Source organism: Ramlibacter sp. (assembly GCF_035554825.1).
Taxonomy (GTDB): Bacteria; Pseudomonadota; Gammaproteobacteria; order Burkholderiales; family Burkholderiaceae_C; genus Ramlibacter.
In genome coordinates this window covers 1-20,492 of sequence record NZ_DATMHS010000016.1, presented here as the reverse complement: position 1 = coordinate 20,492, position 20,492 = coordinate 1, and the positions used below count along the sequence as shown (strand labels likewise).

The window sequence follows — 20,492 nt, the reverse complement described above, 5'->3', positions numbered from 1 at the left end:
CCGGTCGGGGACGTTCCGCGGCAAGAACACGAGTGAGATCGGGAAGGCCCCTGCGCTCCCGGGCCCGGAGCGGCCTCCACCCCGAACCTCCCCCAACGGGGAAGGAGCTCCGAAGCGCTCAGCCCGCGCTCACGCGCCGCGCCAAATGCGCCAGCGCCGCTTCCACCTGGTCCACCAGCACCAGGCACAGGTCCCCGGGCCGCAGGCGCGCGAGCGCCGCGTCGATCGCTGCGAACTCGCCGCGGATGTCCTCGACGTGCGTGGTGCGGCTGGCGCCCTCCAGGCCTGCGCGCAGCAGCGCCATCACCTCGCCGTCGCCGCGCCCGCGCTGGGCCGCATCCTGGTACAGCAGCACGTCGTCGAAGGCGGCGCCGAGGACGACCGTCTGGTTGCGGATGTCCTCGTCGCGCCGGTCGCCGGCGGCGCTGATCACCACCGAGCGGCGCTTCGCGGGCATCGCGTCCACCGCCGCCACCAGCGCGCGCATCGCGTCGGGGTTGTGGCCGTAGTCGGCGATCACGGTCGCGCCCCGGTAGTCCATCACGTTGAAGCGGCCCGGCACGGTGCCCGCATCGTTGACGAAGGTCGCCAGCCCGCTGCGGATGGTGTCCCAGTCCAGGCCCGCGCCCCAGGCTGCGCCGATGGCAGCCATCACGTTCTCCACCTGGAAGCCGATGGTGCCGTTGCGGGTGATCGGCACGCCGGCCAGCGGCACGTGGCCGCGCCAGTTGCCCTCGGCGGCCACCACCGAGCCGCCATCCAGCGCCGGGTCCACGTAGAGCGTGCGCCCGCCCAGGGCGCGGTGTTCCGTCATGACGCCATGGTGGCGGTCGGCGGCGAAGAAGATCACCTTGCCAGGACAGGTGTCCGCCATCGCCGCGACGATCGGGTCGGCGGCGTTCAGCACCGCATAGCCCTCCTTCGGCGTCACGTTCTGCACGATCACGCGCTTGAGGACGGCCAGGTCCTCCACGGTGGTGATGTAGTTCAGCCCCAGGTGGTCGCCCGCGCCGACGTTGGTGACCACCGCCACCTGGCAGTGGTCGAAGCCCAGGCCCTCGCGCAGGAGGCCGCCGCGCGCGGTCTCGAACACCGCCGCTTCCACGTCGGGGTGCATCAGCACGCTGCGCGCGCTCTTGGGGCCGCTGCAGTCGCCGGAATCGATCTGGCGGCCGCCGACGTACACGCCGTCCGTGTTGGTCATTCCCACCACGCACCCGCTGCTGGCGAACAGGTGGGCGATCAGGCGGGCCGTCGTGGTCTTGCCGTTGGTGCCGGTGACGGCCACCACCGGGATGCGGCCATCCTCGCCGGGCTCGAACAGGTGGTTGACGATCGCCTCGCCGACGTTGCGCGACTTGCCGTACGAAGGCGACAGGTGCATGCGCAGCCCCGGCGCGGCATTCACTTCCACGATGCCGCCGCCCTGCTCTTCCAGCGGCCGCAGCACGCTCCGACACACCATGTCGACGCCGCAGACGTGCAGGCCCGCCGTCTGCGCGGCGGTGATCGCCCGCTCGGCCACTTCGGGATGCACTTCGTCCGTGACGTCGGTGGCGGTGCCGCCGGTGGACAGGTTGGCGTTGTGGCGCAACGGCACGCGCTGCCCGCGTGCCGGCACGCTGTCGGGCGTGAGGCCCTGCGCGGCCAGCAGCGCGATGGCGATGTCGTCGATGCGGATGCGGGTCAGCGCCGTGGCGTGGCCGTCGCCGCGGCGCGGGTCGGCGTTGACCTTGGCGACCAGTTCGGCCACCGTCGATCCGCCGTCGCCCAGCACCAGCGGCGGCTCGCGCCGCGCGGCGGCGACGAGGCGGTCGCCCACCACCAGCAGGCGGTAGTCGCTGCCGGGGAGGAATCTCTCCACCATCACGTCGTCGCTCACCGCCAGCGCCGACTGGTAGGCCGTCACCAGCCCCTCGCGCGTGGTGATGTTGACGGTGATGCCCTTGCCCTGGTTGCCGTCGCGGGGCTTGACCACCACGGGCAAGCCGATCGCCTGCGCGGCCGCCCAGGCGTCGGCCTCGTCGCTCACCGGCCGCCCGATGGGCACCGGCACGCCCGCGGCATACAGCAGTTGCTTGGACAGTTCCTTGTCCTGCGCGATCGCTTCCGACACGGCGCTGGTCTGGTCGACCTCGGCGGCCCAGATGCGCCGCTGGTGCTTGCCCCAGCCGAACTGCACCAGGCTGCCCTCGGTCAGGCGCCGCCACGGGATGCCGCGGGCCGCCGCGGCCTGCACGATGGAGCCCGTGCTGGGGCCCAGCCGCACGTCCTCGTAGGTCTCGCGCAGGCGGGCAACGGCGGCGCCGGCGTCGAAGCTGGCGCCAGGGTCCAGCGTGGCCGCGATCAGTTGCTGGGCGAGCTCGAACGCCAGGCGGCCCACCGGCTCCTCGCTGTATTCGACGACGACCTGGAACGTGGCGGGTTCGACCGTCGAAGCAGTGCGGCTGTAGCTGACCGGGCAGCCGGCTTCCACCTGCAGCGACAGCGCCGCGGTCTCGAGCACCCGGGCCATCGACACCGGATACCCGAGGCGAAAGACGCCCAGGCCCGGGAAGAGCGTGCGCAGCCGGGCTTCGAAGCCGGGGCGGTCGGTGACCGCGATCTCGTCGTCGGCGCAGGACACGACGGCCTCGATGGCCGTGTGCCGGCTCCACAGGTTGGGCCCGCGCAGCGCGCGGATGCGGGAAACGTGCATGAAGGGCTCAGGCGGGTTGCGCGGGGGAAGGCGCGTGGTGGGCATCGAAAGTCTCGATGCCGGCGATGATCAGGTCGGGCGGCATGTCCAGTGCCCAGGCGGCGGCGATCACGGCGAGCAGCGTCTCGTCGGCCAGGCCGACACGCGCCGGGCCCGACAGCGGGGCCAGCCGCGTTTCGGTGCTGCCGGTGGCCAGCACGGGCTGGCCATCGCGCAGGTAGACGGCACGACCGCCGCGCGCACCGGCGCCACGATGGGCCACCAGGGCCGGCGCCTGCGGGTCGGCGGCGTAGAGGATGACTTCCCCGTCGCAGCACGCGGCCAGGGCCGCGACGTGTGCGTCGGCCCCGTTCAGCACCGCCACGCCGTCGTCCAGCACCACGTCCACCTGCGTGCGCAGCACCTTGGCCATCTGCTCGGACGCGCCGGCGCCGAACGCCTGCACGTCGAATTCGCCCAGCGCCTCGGCGCCGTCGAGGTCGGTCACCACGCCGACCATGCAGCGGTCGTAGGCCAGGCCGTAGCGCAGGATGGTACGGGCGTCGTTCTCGAACACCGCGGCCTGCACGTTGCGGTTGACCAGCAGGCGGTGCGACACGTCCCAGGAGCGCGCGTCGCCGGCCTGCAGGCAGCGGCGGTCGAGGTACAGGCCGTCGGCACAGGCCAGACCGACGCGCCGGCCCAGCAGGTGGCCCAGCCAGGCGACCAGGCGTGCGATGCGCGTGGTGTCGCGCGTGCCGGCGATGCCCACCACCGGGATGCGGCCGGGGTGTTCGTGGCCGCCGTCCTCGGGAAACAGCGTGTCCACGATGGCGCGCCCCACCGGCCGCGGCTGGCCGACGGCCGGCTTCAGGTGCGCCAGCAGGCCGGGGCCCGCGTTCACTTCCACGATGGCCGCGCCCTGCTCGTGCAGCGGGCGCGAGATGTCCTGCGCCACCAGGTCCACGCCGGCGATGTCCAGGCCGACGATGCGCACTGCCAGGGCGACCACGTGTTCGACCTCGGGGTGCACTTGGTCGGTGCAGTCGATGGCCACGTTGCCGTTGCGCTGGACCAGCACCTTGCGCCCGGCCTGCGGCACGGCTTGGGGCGTCAGGCCCTGGCGCGCGAGGTCCGCGACGATGGCTTCGTCCTCGTCCAGGTCCAGGCGGTTCAGCGGGTGGTCTTCGCTGGTGCCGCGCCGCGGGTTGCTGTTGATCTGCGTGTCGATCAGCTGGGTGACGGTGGAGCGCCCGTCGCCGGTGACCCAGGCGGTCTCGCCGCGCGCGGCCGCCACCACCTTGCCGGTGACCACCAGCAGCCGGTGCTCGTCGCCGGCGATGTAGCGTTCGACCAGGACCTCGCTGCCATGGGGCTCGGCGACCGCGAAGGCGGCTTCGACGTCCGCCTGCGTGCGCAGGTCCAGCATCACGCCGCGGCCGTGGTTGCCGTCGCTGGGCTTGACGACGACCGGCAGCCCGATGTCCTGCGCCGCCTCCCAGGCCTCGGCCGGCGTGGCGACCGCGCGGCCTTCCGGCACCGGCACGCCGCAGCCGGCGATCAGGCGCTTGGTCAGGTCCTTGTCGCGGGCGATGCCCTGGGCGATGGCGCTGGTGCTGTCGGTTTCGGCGGTCCAGATGCGGCGCTGGCGCGCGCCGTATCCGAGCTGCACCAGGTTGCCGTCGTTCAGGCGGATGTGCGGGATGCGCCGGTCGGTGGCGGCCGCCACGATGGCCGCGGTGCTGGGGCCGAGGTACGAGTCGTCCAGCTGGGCGCGGATCGCGGCCACCGCTTCGGCCACGTCGAAGGGTTCGTCGTTGATGGCCGCCATGACCAGCCGATGGCCTTGCGCCAGGGCGGCGCGCGCCACCTGCTCGTCCCGGGCGCGGAACACCATGCGGTAGACGCCGCGCCGGGAGGTGCTGCGCGTCTGGCCGAAGCCGGTGGGCATGCCGGCCAGGTTCAGCAGCTCGATCACCACGTGTTCCAGCACGTGGCCGGCCCAGGTGCCTGCCTGCAGGCGCTGCAGGAAGCCGCCGCGCTCGCCGACGCCGCAGTGGTGCTCGATCAGCGCTGGCAGCAGCGTGGTAAGGCGCTCGTTGAAACCCGGGAGCTTGTGCGACGGCCAGTCTTCCAGCGCGCCGAGGTCCAGCCAGGTTTCGAGCACCGGCCGCCAGGTCCAGAGGTTGGGGCCGCGCAGATAGTGGATGCGCAGCAGTCGGATGTCTTCAATCTTTCTCATGGGGAGCCGCCGGCTTGGGCGAGAATCCGCGTTTCAGCCAGGGTACGGGCCCCAGTGTTTCCCAACGACCGTCGCATGCAATCGAATTATCCGGCCGCCACAGCGCCGGCCCCGGACTGGCGCAACGCGCTCGGCGCGAGGCTCGGCAACAATGAAAACGTGCTGGCCACCCTGTCGGTTGACATCGACGCGGCGATGCACTTCAACCCCGGCGGCCTGGTGCTGACCGACCGGCGCTTGCTGGCCTGGGCGGACGGACGCTGGTCCGACTGGCAGCTGGCGGACGGCATGGTGCTGCGGCATGGCGACCACGCCGGCATCGGCACGCTGGAGTTGCTCGATCGCGCCGGGCGGCTGGCCCTGTGGCACTCCACCTTGGCGCAGCAGCGCGCGGTGCTGGAGTTCGTGGCGCGCTTCGACCGACTGCGATCGGGCGCGCCCGAGTCGGCGGAAGCTCCCGGGGACGCCGACGAGGAGGGCGACCAGGACGCCCGCCCCCCGTCCACCTGGGTGCTGCTGCGCCTGGGGCGCTTCGCCCGCCCTTATCGCAAGCAGCTGGCGGTCGGTTTCGCGCTGACGCTCGCCTCCACCGCCGCCACGCTGGTGCCGCCCTACCTGACCATCCCGCTGATGGACCAGGTGCTGATCCCGTTCCAGAACGGCCAGCGCATCGACCCCGGCTACGTCCTGCTGCTGCTGGCCGGGCTGCTGGCGTCGGCGCTGCTGGCCTGGGGCCTGGGCTGGGCGCGCACCTGGCTGCTGGCCCTGGTGTCCGAGCGCATCGCGGCCGACCTGCGCACCACGGCCTTCGAGCACCTGCTGCAGCTGTCGCTGGACTACTTCGGCGGCAAGCGCACCGGCGACCTGGTGGCGCGCATCGGCTCCGAGACGGATCGCATCTCGGTCTTCCTGTCGCTGCACGCGCTGGACTTCGCCACCGACGTGCTGATGTTCGCCATGACGGCGGCGATCCTGTTCTCCATCAACCCCTGGTTGGCCCTGGCGACGCTGCTGCCGCTGCCCTTCATCGCCTGGATGATCCATGCCGTTCGCGACCGCCTGCGCACCGGCTTCGAGAAGATCGACCGGGTCTGGGGCGACGTGACCAGCGTGCTGGCCGACACCATCCCCGGCATCCGCGTGGTCAAGGCCTTCGCGCAGGAACGGCGCGAGGCGCAGCGCTTTCGCGAGGCGAACCAGGCCAACCTGGCCGTCAACGACAAGCTGAACAAGACCTGGAGCCTGTTCTCGCCCACCGTGTCGCTGCTGACCGACGTGGGCCTGCTGGTGGTCTGGGCCTTCGGCATCTGGCTGGTGAGCCGCAGCGAGATCACCGTGGGCGTGCTGACGGCCTTCATCGCCTACATCGGCCGCTTCTACACGCGGCTGGACTCGATGAGCCGCATCGTCTCGGTCACGCAGAAGGCGGCCGCCGGCGCCAAGCGCATCTTCGACATCCTGGACCACGTGTCCAACGTGCCCGAGCCGGCGCAGCCGGTGCAGATCGCCGGGCTGAAAGGCGCCATCGCGCTGCGGGGCGTGGGCTTCCGCTACGGCAACCGCAGCGTGATCCGCGGCCTCGATCTCGCCATCCGCCCGGGCGAGATGATCGGCCTGGTGGGCCACAGCGGCTCGGGCAAGAGCACGCTGGTCAACCTGATCTGCCGCTTCTACGACGTGAGCGAAGGCGCGATCCAGGTCGACGGCGTCGACATCCGGCGCTTCGGCGTGGCCGACTACCGGCGCCACATCGGCCTGGTGCTGCAGGAGCCCTTCCTGTTCTTCGGCACCATCGCCGAGAACATCGCCTACGGCCGCCCGGACGCGACCCGCGCCGAGATCGTGGCCGCGGCGCGCGCCGCGCACGCGCACGAGTTCATCCTGCGCCTGCCCCTGGGCTACGACTCGATGGTGGGCGAACGCGGCCAGGGCCTGTCCGGCGGCGAGCGCCAGCGCATCTCCATCGCCCGCGCGCTGCTGATCGACCCGCGCATCCTGATCCTGGACGAGGCCACCTCCAGCGTGGACACGGAAACGGAGAAGGAGATCCAGAAGGCCCTGGACAACCTGGTGCAGGGCCGCACCACCATCGCCATCGCGCACCGCCTGTCCACCTTGCGCCGCGCCGACCGGCTGGTGGTGATGGACCGCGGCCGCGTGGTGGAGGTCGGCCCGCACGACGAACTGATCGCGCGCCAGGGCGCGTACTGGCGGCTGTACGAAGCGCAGGCGCGGCAGGTCGACGAGGAAGACGGCGGCGAGGACCTGCGCCTGTCCGCACCGGCCCATGCGGCCCATCCGGCGGGGAAATGACCATGTTCCAGCTCGAACGCAATGCCTTCGGCCGCCTGGTGCTGACGCTGGCGGACGCCACGGTGCACGAGGGCGTGGTGCCGGTGCGCGCGTTTCCGCTGGCGGCGCCCGAGGAGGGCCTGTCGCTGGTGAGCGTCGAAGGAGGCGAAGTGGCGTGGGTGCCCCACCTGGACGCGCTGGACCCCGCGACCCGCGCGCTGATCGAGCAGGAGCTGGCGGGGCGCGAGTTCGCCCCGACGGTCCTGCGCATCGAGGCGGTGTCCAGCTTCTCGACGCCCAGCACGTGGAGCGTGGTGACGGACCGTGGGCCCACCCGCTTCGTGCTGAAGGGCGAGGAGGACATCCGGCGGCTGGCCGACGGGGCCTTGCTGATCGCGAGCGCCGAAGGCATCAACTTCCGGATCGCGGATCGGTGGGGGCTGGATCGCCGGTCGCGGGGGATGCTGGAGCGGTTCCTGTAGAGTCGCTGCCGCCCTCGCGGCACCGTCTCCACCGACGCCAACAGCACGCACGACCAGGTGGGTGCGGCCGCTCCCGGCTTGAAGGACATCCGCGCAACCACTCGCTTGCCGTCGAGGCGACAGGTTGCCTTCGGCGGGCAACTCCTGGCGGGGGCGACAGGCATGAAAGCGTGGCCGACAGCAGCCTAGACCTGCGGGCCGCGGCGTCTTGCGGACTCGCCGCCGAAAGTAACGCGCTCAACGCGCGTCGAATACGAGCGTCGCGAAGCGGCTGCGCCACTTCGATCCCGCGCCGGGTTCTATGACGATGGTGCGAACGAGCCACCGTGCACGGAAGGGAAGCGTCCATTCGACCTCGCCGCGTTCGTTCGTGCGGGACCAGATGCCGATGGGCGATCGGTCGCTCACGAGTTCCACCGGCTGGTGCGGCACGGGGCTGCCCTGCGCGAGCAAGCGGAACCGTGCCGCGGCGCCGCTGTGGACCGGCGCATTCGCGGCGACAATCTCGAGGTCGAGTCCCGCAGGTGTCATGCCCGTGCCCGCCCGGAGAAATTTCCGGTAGCGCTCTCGCCATGGGGCGCCGTTCGCGAGCGAATCGCGCCACCGCGCACGCACGCTGTCGGGCGGCTTGGCTTCGTTGAAATACACGTCGACGCGCTTCGCATCGAGCTCGACCTCGAGCTCCGTCAGCTCCGCCCAGCAGGTGCCTTCGCTGCAGGCGCTTGCGACGACGTTCTCCGCCGGCACGCCGAGGTCCGCCACCGGGTAACGGTTGCCCGTCACCATGCGCAGGTCCGGCGTGAACCAGCTGTCGTGCGCGTGCACGCAAGGCGCAACGGCAATGCTCGCAATGAGCATGGCGCTGCGCAGCGCGGCGTGCAGCTTCGTCACAGCGGCTTGGGTTCGTCGGTGTCGCTCGTCGCGAGCGACGCGTCGCCCACGTTCAGCGGGTCCGCGCTGTCGCTCTTCGCGGCTGCAACGGAAGACACGAACTCGAACGCCGCGTTCGCGTCCTGCGTTGCGGACACGGGCACGTCCGTCCCCGACACATTGGATGCGGATGGCACCGGGACGAAGTTGCCGCCCCCGCCGCCGCCGCATGCGGCAAGCAAAGCAGTTCCGAGGCCGATCGTGAGCCAGGTCTTCTTCATGGCGCCCTCCTTTCAGTTCGCGCCGGGCAGCGGCGTGTTCAGGTAGGGAAAGCCCAAGAGGAAGGGCACGGCGGCCTGGTCCACGCCGTCATGCACGTCGAGCGACGTCGCGCCAGCCGGAACGCTGGAAGGCTTGCACGCGGACGTGATGCCGGTGCCCGGGATCGTGTTGAGCTTGAGTGCGTCGCCGTCGCCGTTCGCCATGCAAAGCCCGCCGAGCATCGCAACGAGCGCGATGTCCACGACGTCGTCCTTCGGCCTGCGGCCGTTCGGGAACCCGGCGAAGTCGCTGCCGCTGGACTTGATGCTGCCGACGATTCCGAGGCGGTTCTGCGCCGCGAAAGGGACGGGCTTCGTGGACGTGTTCAGCCGCAGCATCTCGGACGGGGTCGCGCTCGCCGGCTTGTTCACGCCGGGGATGCCGGTGAGGAACACGGTGGCCAGGTCCGTTCGCGGGAAGTTCGTCGGCGCGAGCGCTGCGGGGTTGTTCGCGAGGACGAGGCCGAGCAGCGCGGGCAGCGTCGGGGTCGTCACGTAGTCGAGGAACTGCGCATCGTCCTTCGGCTTCGCACTGTTGAAGCGGTCCTTGTCCTTCAGGCCGATCACCACTTCATTCACCAGCGGCTGGCCGAGGCGCGAGACCTGCACCCATGCGCCGCCGGGCTTCTCCGATGCCTGCAAGGCCGCCGCCGGAGCTGGCGAGAGAAGCCGCGCCTGCCGCAGGCTCGCGGTCGTCCAGCCGCCGATCACCGGGTCGCGGGTCGCGGTGAGGCAGTCCTTGTGCACTTCGAGCGCGATTGACGTGACGTTCTTGTCCGGGATCGAGTTCGCCGCGGCCGCATTGATGTTGGCCGGGTTGCTGATCACCGCGAGCGGCGCGTTCACCAGGTCGAAGATCGGGCCGAGGTTCACCGCGAAGCCTTCCTGGCGCTGCCCGACGAAGACGCGGCCGGCGTCCTTGCCCGCCGGGCATCCGGGGATGCGGATCTCGTGCACGTGCCGGGCAGCATAGGTGGCGTAGGCGTTCGCGTCGCCGAGCGTCTTCACGCCGATGTAGTCGACGGGTTTCTCGAACGTCGTTCCGCCGCCCGCCTTGGTCACGGCCGCGGACGTGCCCTTGCGTCGGTCGCCGCGCACCAGGGCGACGGTGTACGTTTCGTTCACGTTCAGGTTGCCGTCGTTGACGCTTGCGACCGTGCCGGCCTGGATGAGCGGGATCGCGACGCTCTTGCCTCCGACGTCCAGCGCCACGTTGTTGAGCTTGTTCTGGAAGCGGAACTGGAACGTGAGGTCTTCGACTGCGTCGCCGTTGTTGTCGACGTGGATTTCGTACAGCGCGTTCGGGTCCATCTGGAAGTAGTTGGGCCCGCCATACGGCGACTGCAATGGCTGGTAGTTCGCGATGAGCGTGACGTAGTCGCTGCGGCCGCCGCTGCCGTCCGCGCCCACGCCTTCGTAGCTGCGGAACATGTAGAAGTCGGTCGCATCGACCTTGGGGCTCGTGGCGATGAAGGGCGCCTCTCGGTGGCTCGAGGCCAGGCTCGTGCCTGCCGCGAACAGGGTGGTGATGGCCAGCATCACGGTGGATGCCTTACGCAGGTTGCGCATGTATGCTCCTTGGGTGGACGGTGGCGGCAATACGCGGCGCGCAGGCGGCCGGATCCACAGGGTGCGGCCGACCCCGCGGTGCGCCGGGGAATGAATCCGACGCGTGCCTCGCTGCGTATGCCCAGCTGAACAACAGAGAGTCCGCCCGAATCCGCCCGCCCGCGGCGCGCGTATTGCAGACAGGAAGCAGATGGACAACTACACTGACAGCGCCCTGATCGAACTGGTGGAGCGCATGGGCGCGGCCGGTGGTGAGCCGCTCGGGCAGCGCGAAGCGGCATTCCGCCGGATCTACGAGATCACCTCGGCGCGCATGTACGGCGTGGCCATGCGCGTGGTCGGCAACCGCGAATGGGCCGAAGACGTGCTGCAGGATGCCTACCTGTATATCTGGCGTTCGGCGGACTCTTACCGCGCGTCGCTCTCGCCGCCGCTCGCGTGGATGGGCGTGATCGTTCGCAGCCGCTCGCTCGACTTCCTGCGCCGACGGAAGTCCGAGCATCTCGACACCGCGCAGCCGCTCGACGGGGCAGCGGCCGACACGCTGCGCGACGGTGCCGAGTCCCCCATGGACACCGCGCAGGCGAGTGAACAGGCGTGGGCGCTGCACGAATGCCTGCGCAAGCTCGAGGCGCGCCAGCGCGAGGTGCTCAGCCTCGCTTACCTGCGCGACCTGTCGCACGGCGAACTGGCCGATCAGCTCAAGCTGCCCCTGGGCACGGTGAAGACGTGGATCCGCCGGGGCATCGATCAACTACGCGGCTGCATGGCGCGTTTTGCCTGAAGGAGGCGCCATGGATCTGATGCGACACCCCGAACTCGCCGACCGCCTCGCCGCCGCGTACGGCCTCGGCAGCCTGCGTGGGCGCGCCCGCCGCCGGTTCGAGGCGCAGGCGCGCCAGATCCCCGGCCTGCGCGCGCTCGCGCTCGCCTGGCAGGAGCGATTTGCAGCCATGACCGAATTGCAGCCCGGACAGCAACCCAGCGCGAACGTCTGGAGACGCATCGAGAACGCTCTCGCGCACGAGCGCGAAGGGCGCGCATTACAGGCGCAGCGCCGGGCGCCTTCCCGCTCCTGGCGCGGCTTCGCCATCGCGGGTGCGTTTGCGACGCTCGCCGCGGTGGCGGTCAGCGTGTCGCTGTTCACGCGCCTCGGCGAGCGCGACGATGTCGTCGCGCGGCTGGAACGCGACCGGCAGGCCCTTTCGCAGCAGAACGTGCAGCTCGCATCGCAGGTGCAGGCGGCGCCCGACATCCGTTATGTCGCGATGTTGTCGGACGATCGTTCGGCGCCATCGGTGCTCGTCACCTTCGATCCGAAGCACAACACGCTCACGCTGAAGCGGCTGGGCAACTACGACGAAGGCGCGGAGAAGTCACTGCAACTCTGGGCGCTTCCGCCGGGCGGCGCGCCGCGTTCGCTGGGCGTGCTGCCGCAAGGCGCCGTCGCCCGGCTCACGGCGGCGGAAAACCAGGTGCAGGTGCCTGCGCTCGCGATCAGCCTGGAGCCCAAGGGTGGCGTGCCGGCCGGCAGCGGTCCCACGGGTCCGGTGCTGTTCAAGGGTGCGGTCGTGCCGACCTCCTGATCCGAATCCGCGCGCGGGCGCATTGCGTACTGGAAGCGGGCATGTCGCCCTGCAAGGAGTACGGAATGCAAAAACTCATCATCGCCGGCGCCTGCGCGCTGGCTCTTTCGGCCTGCAGCAGCATGGGCATGCACGCTGGCGCAGCGCACCCCCCGATTCACGCGACCGGCGCGATGCCCGACACGAAGATGGTCGGCGGCGCGCCGATGTACCCGTCGAAGGACATCGTCGACAACGCGGTGAACTCGAGGGACCACACCACGCTCGTCGCCGCGGTGAAGGCCGCCGGACTCGTCGACACCTTGAAGGGCCCCGGGCCGTTCACGGTCTTCGCGCCGACGAACGCCGCGTTCTCGCAGCTCCCAGCCGGCACGGTGGACACGTTGCTCAAGCCGGAGAACAGACCGATGCTTGCCAAGGTGCTCACGTATCACGTGGTGCCGGGCCGCATCGATGCGCACGCCCTCGCCGAGCAGATCCGCGCCGGCGGCGGCAAGGCCATGCTGAAGACGGCGAGCGGCGGCACGCTGACGGCGATGATGCATGGCAAGGATGTCGTGATCGAGGACGGCAAGGGCAACGACGCGGTCGTCACCGTGTCGGACGTCTACCAGTCCAACGGCGTGATCCACGTCGTGGACAAGGTGCTCCTGCCCGGCTGAGGCGCGGCCAGCGGCCCAAGCGCGCCCCTGCGCGCCGCTCATAGTTGTGTCGTGGGCGCAACCCGGGCAGTCAAAGCCTGTCGGGGGGGCGGCCCGGAGCCCGAGATCAGGGGACGATTCGTGCTCGCGGGGGCGCGCGCCGCGAGTGCCAGATGCTAGCCACGACCGAAGCCAGCAGGATCAGCCCGATGACGCCCAGCGCGATCATCACGGGAATCTTGTAGACGTCCAGCAGCAGCATCTTGGCGCCGATGAACATCAGGATGGCCGCCAGCCCGTACTTCAGCAGATGGAAGCGCTTTGCCGTCTCAGCCAGCAGGAAGTACATCGCCCGCAGGCCCAGGATGGCGAAAATGTTGGAGGTGAAGACGATGAACGGATCGCCCGTGACGGCGAAGATCGCCGGGATCGAGTCGACCGCGAAGATCAGGTCGGTGAGCTCGACGAGCACGAGCACCACGAACAGCGGGGTGGCGTAGCGCACGCCGTTCTTCGCGACGAAGAACTTCTCGCCGTGGTGTTCGTCGGTGATCTTCAGGTGCCCGCGCATCCAGCGCAGCACCGGGTTGCGCTGCAGGTCGGGCTCGTCCTTGGCGAACACGAGCATCTTGACGCCGGTGACCACCAGGAGGAGCCCGAACACATAGAGGATCCAGTGGAACCGCGCGAGCAGCAGCGCGCCCACGTAGATGAGGATGGCGCGCATCACGATCGCGCCGAGCACGCCATACAGCAGCACGCGTTTCTGCAGCTCCGGCGGGATGGCGAAGAAGCCGAAGAGCGTGATCCAGACGAACACGTTGTCGACCGCGAGCGACTTCTCGATCAGGTAGCCGGTGAGGTATTCCAGCGCCTTCTGGTTCGCCACTTCGCGCGGGAAGCGCGCGTCCAGGTACCACCAGAACCAGCCGCAGAACGCCAGGGCGATGGCGATCCAGACCACCGACCAGGCCGCGGCTTCCCTGACGCCCACGCGGTGGGCGCCCTGCGCCTTGAGCAGCAGGAAATCTGCCGCCAGCAGGGCCACGACGAGGACCGTGAAGCCCAGATAGAGCAGTGGCGTGCCGGTGGACGCGATGTTCATGGCCCGCCGTGCGCCTTCGATGGCCCGTTCTCGCGATGGCTGCGCCGCACCAGGTAGTACCCGATGGCGAGCGCCAGCGTCACGGCCGCGATCCCCAGCAGCGCCGCGGGCGGCAACTCGTCGGGATCGAGGACGACGATCTTGCGTGCGACCGCGATCACCGCCACGACGAGCACCGCCTCGAGATGGATCTCGCGGCTGTCCGCGTACGCCTTCATGGAGTGCACCAGCTCGATCCCGATCAGCACGACGAGGAACTGGCCGAACACGCCGAGCAATTCGTCGATCTCGAGCAGGAAGAGGGGCGGCGTCAGCACGTCCGTGACCAGGATCCAGCCCAGCTCGACGGTCGCGAGCAGGACCACGACACACATCAGCACCAACAGGACGCGGGTGATCGCTGATTCAAACTTGTCAAGCACGGCCATGGTCCGTCGATTTCAGGATCGGTCGACAGAGCAATAGTTTCTGTCCGGTGCCGACGGTATGATCCACGTCAACGAAGCTGGCCGCCTCCTCGCCGCGCGCGCCGCCTGCTGCGGCGCTGCGTGCGGTCAGCCGCGCTGCGTGCGAGTCACGTTCTGGCGGCGCAGCGCGCCGCTGCCTCGTCCGAGACGCGATCGGTGCGGATGCATCGAGAAGGCGACCGAGACGTCACCGCACTACTTCCAAGGGACGCGCGGTGCCTTTCTTGCCGACGCGACGGTCGAGCATTGCCCCAGGCCGTTCGCCGGCGCCTGACTTGTTTTCGCGTGTCCATTTGACCTCTCTCGTGGACACGGGCTCGCCACCTGCTCGCAGCGCTTCAAGAGTGTGATGCCCGCCCGCTTACGGCAGATCCGGTACCGAGGGAGCGGGTGCGGGATCTGATCCGCTCAAGCACTGACGATGCGTTGCAGCGATGTCGGCCTGATGGCATCCTTTGTCAGGAACAGCTGCCCAGGAGCGGCCGGGCTCATTCAACCGTCACCGATTTCGCGAGGTTGCGCGGCTTGTCCACGTCGGTCCCGCGCGCGCAGGCGGTGTGATACGCCAGCAGCTGCAGCGGCACCACGTGCAGCAGCGGGCTGAGCGGTCCGTAGTGCTCCGGCATCCGGATCACGTGGATGCCTTCGCTGCTCTCGATGTGCGAATCGGCGTCGGCCAGGACGTACAGCACGCCGCCGCGGGCCCGCACTTCCTGCATGTTGCTCTTGAGCTTTTCCAGCAGCGCGTCGTTCGGCGCCACGGTCACCACCGGCATCTCGTCGGTCACCAGCGCCAGCGGGCCGTGTTTGAGCTCGCCGGCGGCGTAGGCTTCGGCGTGGATGTAGGTGATCTCCTTGAGCTTGAGCGCGCCTTCCAGGGCGATCGGATAGTGCAGCCCGCGGCCGAGGAACAACGCGTGCTGTTTGCCCGCGAAATCCTCCGCCCAGCTGATGATCTGCGGCTCCAGCGCCAGCACCGCCGACAGCGCGGCCGGCAGGTGGCGCATGGCTTTCAGGTGCGCCGCTTCCTGCGCTTCGGACAGCCGGCCCTTCACCTGGGCCAGCGCCAGCGTCAGCAGGAACAGGCCCGCCAGCTGCGTCGTGAAGGCCTTCGTCGACGCCACGCCGATCTCGACACCGGCACGCGTGATGTAGGCCAGCTTGCATTCGCGCACCATCGCCGACGTGGCGACGTTGCACACGGTGAGCGTCTTGTTCATGCCGAGCGCCTGCGCGTGGCGCAGCGCCGCCAGCGTGTCGGCGGTCTCGCCCGACTGGCTGATCGTCACCACCAGCGTGCCCGGGTTCGGCACGCTCTCGCGGTACCGGTATTCGCTGGCGATCTCCACCTGCGTCGGGATCCTGGCGATGCTCTCCAGCCAGTACTTGGCGGTGCAGCCGCTGTAGTAGCTGGTGCCGCAGGCCAGGATCAGCACCGAGTCCACTTCCTTGAACACGCGGTGGGCGCCGTCGCCGAACAGCTCCGGGGTCACCCCGTGCACGCCTTCCAGCGTGTCGGCCACCGCGCGCGGCTGCTCGAAGATTTCCTTCTGCATGTAGTGGCGGTACGGACCGAGTTCGGCCGCGCCGCTGTGCGCCTGCACGGTTCGCACCTCGCGCGCGGCACTCCTGTGCGTCTTGTCGACGATCCAGTAGCGGCCCAGTTGCAGGTCGACGATGTCGCCTTCTTCCAGGTAGACGATCTGGTCGGTGACGCCGGCCAGCGCCATCGCGTCGCTGGCCAGGAAGTTCTCGCCGCCGTCCTTGCCGACGCCCAGGATCAGCGGCGAGCCGGCGCGGGCGCCCACGACGCGATGCGGCTCGTCCTTGCAGAACACCGCGACCGCATAGGCGCCGTGCAGCTGCGCGGTCGCACTCTTCACCGCCTCGAACAGGTCGCCCTCGTAGAGGCTGTCGATCAGGTGGCAGATCACCTCGGTGTCGGTCTGGCTGTTGAACTCGTAGCCCTTGCGCTGCAGGGTGGCGCGCAGTTCCTCGTGGTTCTCGATGATCCCGTTGTGCACCAGCGCGATCCGGCCGGGCCTGCCGCCGGCGTCCTGGCCCGGGCCATGGCTGAAATGCGGATGCGCGTTGTGCACCGCGGGCGCGCCGTGCGTCGCCCAACGCGTGTGCGCGATGCCGGTCGTGCCGGCGATGTGCTCCTCTTCGACCTGCTGCAACAGCTTGGCGACCCGGTCGGTGCTGCGCGCGCGCTTCAGGCCGTCCGCGTAGACCGCCACCCCGCAGGAGTCATAGCCGCGGTACTCGAGCCGCTGCAGGCCCTGGACCAGGATCGGAACGATGTTGCGCGTGGAGACGGCGCCGACGATGCCACACATGGAAGACCTCCCAACTGGAAGTGTGGGACTGTAGAAGCATCGTAAAGAAATATGTCTTCTAAATACCAGATCATGTGGACGATTATTTCACCGTCGATGCACTGGACAATATAATTCCAAAATGACCACGCGGGAGCAATCAGATTTCACTGTCGACCAGCTCGACCTGGCTCTTTTGGACCATCTCCAGTCGGACGCTTCGTTGAACAACCAGGAACTCGCCCGCCGCGTCCACGTGTCGCCGCCCACCTGCCTGCGCCGGGTCAAGCGGCTGCACGAGGCGGGACTGATCGCGCGGCAGGTGGCCATCCTGGACGTCGATCGGCTCGCGCCGCAGCTCGGGCACGGCCTGCAGGCGGTGGTCGAGATCACGCTCGACCGGCAGGGCGAGGAGCACCAAAGTGCGTTCGAGGCGCGGGTGGTGCAGGACGCCAGCGTGCAGCAGTGCTACCGCGTTTCGCCCGGTCCGGACTTCATCCTGATCGTGCACACCCGCGACATGCCCGAGTACCTGGCGCTGACGCAGCGCCTGTTCACGAGCGACGCGAACGTGCGCAACGTCAAGACGTTCTTCTCGGTGCGGCGCGCGAAATTCGATCCGCGGGTGGCGCTCACGCGGCCGCCAGCCTAGGGCTTGGGCGCCTTCTTCGGCCGCTGCCAGCCTTCGATCGCCACCTGCTTGCCGCGCGCGACCGCCAGCGTACCCGGCGCCGTGTCCTTGGTGATGGTCGAGCCGCCGCCCACGGTGCCGCCGCGGCCGATCTTCACCGGCGCCACCAGCACGCAGTTGCTGCCGATGTGCACGTCGTCCTCGATGACGGTGCGGTGCTTGTTGGCGCCGTCGTAATTGGCCGTGATCGAGCCCGCGCCATAGTTGACCCGCTCGCCGACGACGGCGTCGCCCAGGTAGGCCAGGTGGTTGGCTTTCGCGCCGCGCGCCAGGGACGAGTTCTTGATCTCGACGAAATTGCCGACGTGCACGTCCGGGCCGAGGTCGGCGCCGGGCCGCAGCCGCGCGAACGGACCGATCAGCGCGCCCTCGCCGACCTTGACGCCGGCGCCCTCGCCGTCGATGTGGGTGAAGGGGTGGACCACGGCGCCGGCGGCGATGGTCGCATTGGCGATCACGCAGTTCGCGCCGATCCGCACGCCATCGGCCAGCGCCACCCGGCCCTCGAACACGCAGTTCACGTCGATCTGCACGTCCTGGCCGCACAGCAGTTCGCCGCGCACGTCGAAGCGGGCCGGGTCGGCCAGCCGCACGCCGTCTTCCATCAGCCGCTGCGCGCGCCGCAGCTGGTACGCGCGTTCCAGCTGGGCCAGCTGCAAGGGACTGTTCACGCCTTCGACCTGAATCGGATCGCCGGCCGGCATCGCCACCACCTTGGTCCCGTCGGCCACGGCCAGCTGCACGATGTCGGTGAGGTAGTACTCGCCCTGCGCGTTGTCATTCGTCAGGCGCGACAGCCAGCGCTTGAGCATCGCGTTGGGCACCGCCATGAAACCGGTGTAGACCTCGCGCAGCTTGCGCTGCTCCTCGCTCGCGTCCTTCTGCTCGACGATGGCCCGCACCGAGCCGCCATCGCGCAGGATCCGGCCGTAACCGGTGGGGTCGGCCATCTCGACGCTCAGCAGCGCCAGCTGCCCGCCGCCACTGCTGTCGATCAGCCGGCGCAGGGTGGCGGCCTCGACCAGCGGCACGTCGCCGTTCAGGATCAGCGTGGTGCCGTCGTCGGGCAGCAGCGGCAGGGCCTGCTGCACGGCGTGGCCGGTGCCCAGTTGCGGCTCCTGCCGGGCAAACCGGGGCGCCTCGCGGCCGCTGCCCTGGCTCCAGCCGCGCACCGCCGCCTCGACGTCGGCGGCGCCGTTGCCGGTGATCACGACCACCTGTCGCGCCGCGAGTTCGCCCACGGTGTCCATCACGTGCTGCAGCAACGCGCGGCCGGCCAAAGAATGCAACACTTTGGGCAAGCGGCTCTTCATTCGCGTGCCCTTGCCCGCGGCCATGACGACCACGTCGATTGCTGTCATGTACTTCCTTTCCAGATGACTGTCGCCAGACTTGCCCGGATTATCGTGCTGCTGACCCTCGGGCTGGGGCTGGCCGGCTGCAGCGCGCTCAAGCTCGGCTACGACAACGCGGCCACGGTGGCGTTCTGGTGGCTCGACAGTTACATCGACTTCAGCGACGCGCAGGCGCCGCGCGTGCGCGAGGACCTGGCGCGGCTGCAGGCATGGCACCGCGCCGAGGAACTGCCGCGCTGGACCGGCATGCTGCGCGAGATGGAAGAGCTGGCCCCGAACGACATCAGCGCCGAGCAGGCCTGCCACTTCGTCTCGGGGTTCCGCGAGCGCTTGCAGGCGGCCGCGCAACGGGCCGAGCCGGCGGCCGTGACGCTCGCCACGGGCCTGGCCCCCGAGCAGATCCAGCACCTGCGCCGCCGCCACGAACAGAACAACGCGGATGACGAGCGGGAATGGCTGAAGCTGTCGGCGGCCGAACAGCGGGACAAGCGATACCGGCGGTTCCTCGAGCGCAGCGAGATGGTCTACGGCCGACTGGACGACGTGCAGCGCGAGGCCCTGCGGCGCGACATGGAGCAGACCGTGTTCGACGCCCGGCGGCTGCTGGCCGAACGCGTGCGGCGCCGGCAGGATGCGCTGCGGACGCTGGAACGCATCACGACCGAGCGCCTGGCCTTCGACGAGGCGCGCCGGCTGCTGCGAGGCTGGCTGGACCGGGCGTTGATGCCGCCGGAGCATGGCGCGGGCAGCCACCAGCTGGCGCTGATCGGGGAAGGCTGCCGGCACTTCGCGGTCCTGCACAACAGCACCACGACTGCGCAGCGCGAGGCCGCCGTGCGGCGGCTGCGGGCCTATCAGCGCGACCTGCGCGAGCTCTCCGCGCAACGATGACGGCCATCGCTGTCGTGTGGTGGCTGTCGCTGGCCACCAGCCTGATCGTGCTGGCGTTCGCGATGGCCGCGCCGGTGCTGGCGGTGAGCCTGCAGCAGGCCGGCTACAGCACCACGGCCGTCGGCGCGTTCGCGATGATTCCGTTCCTGATGATCACGCTGCTGATCCCGGTCGTGCCGCGGGTCCTGGCGCGCTGGGGCATCGTGCGGGCCTACCGTTGGGGCTGCGTGCTGCAGCTGGCCGCGATCCTCGGCTACGCCCTGGGGGACGGTCTGGCCGCCTGGTCGGTGGCGGCGGTGGCGGGCGGCATCGGCGCGGCCGCGCTGTGGAACGCCACCGAAGCGCTGCTCGCGCGCGAAGCGCCAGCCGAACGCCGCGGCCGGGTCATGGGCCTGTACCAGACCGGCCTGGGCGCGGCCCTGGCGCTGGGACCGTTCGTGCCGGCGCTGCTCGGCTGGGGCGCGCGGCCCGTGCTGTGGGCCGGCGTCGTGCTGGTCGCCGCCTGCGGCGCCATTGCCGCGGCCCTGCCCCACCACGCCACCAAGGAGCCACCGCCGCACGCCGCCTCCGGCACCTGGCACGCGCTGCGGGCCGTGCCGCTGCTGGCCGCCCTGGCTTTCATCGGCGGCGTGTTCGAAGCGGGACTGGCTTCGGTGAGCGCGGCCCACGCCTCGGCCACCGGCATGAGCCTGGCCACCTCGGCCAGCGTCGCCGGCGCGATCGGCGTCGGCAGTTTCGCCTGCCAGTACCCGGCCGGGGTCGCGGCGGACCGCTTCCGGCCGACGGCGGTGTTCTCGACCGCGGCGCTGCTGCTGCTCGCCTCCAGCATCGCGATCGCGTTCGCCGGGCGCGCACCGTGGCTGCTGTGGGTGGTGGGCGTCGTCTGGGGCGGCGTCGGCGGCGCGCTCTACACCCTGTCGATGGTCCAGGTGGCGCATCATTTCGCCGGCCGGGCGACCGCCGGCGGCGCCGCGGCGATGATCACC

17 protein-coding genes are annotated in these 20,492 nt (G+C 70.0%); 8 read left to right on the top strand and 9 right to left on the bottom strand.

Annotation, left to right across the window (positions count from 1 at the left end; all coding sequences use genetic code 11):
• Positions 1 to 118: 118 nt before the first annotated feature.
• The gene (gene cphA, locus VNT59_RS01595) at positions 119 to 2,698 is read right to left on the bottom strand and encodes a cyanophycin synthetase (RefSeq protein ID WP_325495955.1); all 2,580 of its coding nucleotides are present in this window, start codon (positions 2,696 to 2,698) and stop codon (positions 119 to 121) included.
• 7 nt (positions 2,699 to 2,705) lie between these two features.
• Positions 2,706 to 4,919 (bottom strand): cyanophycin synthetase, encoded by a 2,214-nt coding sequence (gene cphA / locus VNT59_RS01590; protein WP_325495954.1) that lies wholly within the window; start codon positions 4,917 to 4,919, stop codon positions 2,706 to 2,708.
• A 75-nt stretch (positions 4,920 to 4,994) separates the two neighbouring features.
• Here cphA (VNT59_RS01590) and VNT59_RS01585 point away from each other — a divergent pair, with 75 nt between their 5' ends.
• Positions 4,995 to 7,232: an ABC transporter ATP-binding protein gene (locus VNT59_RS01585; RefSeq protein ID WP_325495950.1), complete on the top strand. Its 2,238-nt coding sequence runs from the start codon at positions 4,995 to 4,997 to the stop codon at positions 7,230 to 7,232.
• Between the two features lie 2 nt (positions 7,233 to 7,234).
• Positions 7,235 to 7,693 carry a DUF1854 domain-containing protein gene (locus VNT59_RS01580; RefSeq protein ID WP_325495949.1) on the top strand — a complete coding sequence of 153 codons (459 nt, stop codon included), beginning with the start codon at positions 7,235 to 7,237 and terminating at the stop codon, positions 7,691 to 7,693.
• A 237-nt stretch (positions 7,694 to 7,930) separates the two neighbouring features.
• Here the strand turns inward: VNT59_RS01580 and VNT59_RS01575 are convergent, their stop codons facing one another.
• The 3 genes from VNT59_RS01575 to VNT59_RS01565 are packed head-to-tail and all read right to left on the bottom strand — an operon-like array spanning position 7,931 to position 10,452.
• Positions 7,931 to 8,584: a DUF4198 domain-containing protein gene (locus VNT59_RS01575; RefSeq protein ID WP_325495947.1), complete on the bottom strand. Its 654-nt coding sequence runs from the start codon at positions 8,582 to 8,584 to the stop codon at positions 7,931 to 7,933.
• The gene (locus tag VNT59_RS01570) at positions 8,581 to 8,844 is read right to left on the bottom strand and encodes a hypothetical protein (RefSeq protein ID WP_325495945.1); all 264 of its coding nucleotides are present in this window, start codon (positions 8,842 to 8,844) and stop codon (positions 8,581 to 8,583) included. The genes VNT59_RS01575 and VNT59_RS01570 overlap by 4 nt, the downstream gene beginning before the upstream one ends.
• A gap of 12 nt (positions 8,845 to 8,856) precedes the next feature.
• A complete protein-coding gene (locus VNT59_RS01565) occupies positions 8,857 to 10,452 on the bottom strand; it encodes a DUF4331 domain-containing protein (protein WP_414708328.1) in 1,596 nt (531 codons plus the stop codon).
• A 190-nt stretch (positions 10,453 to 10,642) separates the two neighbouring features.
• Here VNT59_RS01565 and VNT59_RS01560 point away from each other — a divergent pair, with 190 nt between their 5' ends.
• The 3 genes from VNT59_RS01560 to VNT59_RS01550 all read left to right on the top strand — a co-directional run bounded on the left by VNT59_RS01560 (position 10,643) and on the right by VNT59_RS01550 (position 12,700).
• Positions 10,643 to 11,236, top strand: coding sequence for an RNA polymerase sigma factor (locus VNT59_RS01560; RefSeq protein ID WP_414708327.1), 594 nt, complete (start codon positions 10,643 to 10,645; stop codon positions 11,234 to 11,236).
• A gap of 10 nt (positions 11,237 to 11,246) precedes the next feature.
• On the top strand, positions 11,247 to 12,038 hold the full coding sequence (locus tag VNT59_RS01555; protein ID WP_325495943.1) for an anti-sigma factor: 792 nt from the start codon (positions 11,247 to 11,249) through the stop codon (positions 12,036 to 12,038).
• A gap of 65 nt (positions 12,039 to 12,103) precedes the next feature.
• Entirely contained in the window at positions 12,104 to 12,700 is a 597-nt protein-coding gene (locus tag VNT59_RS01550; RefSeq protein WP_414708326.1) for a fasciclin domain-containing protein, read from the top strand.
• A gap of 106 nt (positions 12,701 to 12,806) precedes the next feature.
• On the opposite strand, the gene VNT59_RS01545 is transcribed toward VNT59_RS01550, so the two are convergent.
• The 3 genes from VNT59_RS01545 to glmS all read right to left on the bottom strand — a co-directional run bounded on the left by VNT59_RS01545 (position 12,807) and on the right by glmS (position 16,590).
• On the bottom strand, positions 12,807 to 13,784 hold the full coding sequence (locus VNT59_RS01545; protein ID WP_325495941.1) for a TerC family protein: 978 nt from the start codon (positions 13,782 to 13,784) through the stop codon (positions 12,807 to 12,809).
• Complete coding sequence (locus tag VNT59_RS01540) at positions 13,781 to 14,206, bottom strand: phosphate-starvation-inducible PsiE family protein (protein ID WP_325495939.1); 426 nt, start codon at positions 14,204 to 14,206, stop codon at positions 13,781 to 13,783. Before VNT59_RS01540 ends, VNT59_RS01545 begins: the two co-directional genes overlap by 4 nt.
• A gap of 533 nt (positions 14,207 to 14,739) precedes the next feature.
• The gene (gene glmS / locus VNT59_RS01535) at positions 14,740 to 16,590 is read right to left on the bottom strand and encodes a glutamine--fructose-6-phosphate transaminase (isomerizing) (protein WP_325495937.1); all 1,851 of its coding nucleotides are present in this window, start codon (positions 16,588 to 16,590) and stop codon (positions 14,740 to 14,742) included.
• A gap of 121 nt (positions 16,591 to 16,711) precedes the next feature.
• Between glmS and VNT59_RS01530 the strand changes: the two genes are divergently transcribed.
• Positions 16,712 to 17,221: an Lrp/AsnC family transcriptional regulator gene (locus VNT59_RS01530; RefSeq protein WP_325495936.1), complete on the top strand. Its 510-nt coding sequence runs from the start codon at positions 16,712 to 16,714 to the stop codon at positions 17,219 to 17,221.
• Here the strand turns inward: VNT59_RS01530 and glmU are convergent.
• Entirely contained in the window at positions 17,218 to 18,621 is a 1,404-nt protein-coding gene (gene glmU / locus VNT59_RS01525; RefSeq protein WP_325495934.1) for a bifunctional UDP-N-acetylglucosamine diphosphorylase/glucosamine-1-phosphate N-acetyltransferase GlmU, read from the bottom strand. The genes VNT59_RS01530 and glmU overlap by 4 nt on opposite strands.
• A 45-nt stretch (positions 18,622 to 18,666) precedes the next feature.
• Between glmU and VNT59_RS01520 the strand changes: the two genes are divergently transcribed.
• Together VNT59_RS01520 and VNT59_RS01515 are read left to right on the top strand one after the other, a co-directional pair.
• Positions 18,667 to 19,506 (top strand): DUF6279 family lipoprotein, encoded by an 840-nt coding sequence (locus VNT59_RS01520; RefSeq protein ID WP_325495932.1) that lies wholly within the window; start codon positions 18,667 to 18,669, stop codon positions 19,504 to 19,506.
• A partial coding sequence (locus VNT59_RS01515; RefSeq protein ID WP_325495930.1) for an MFS transporter occupies positions 19,503 to 20,492 on the top strand: 990 nt, incomplete at its 3' end. The genes VNT59_RS01520 and VNT59_RS01515, both read left to right, overlap by 4 nt.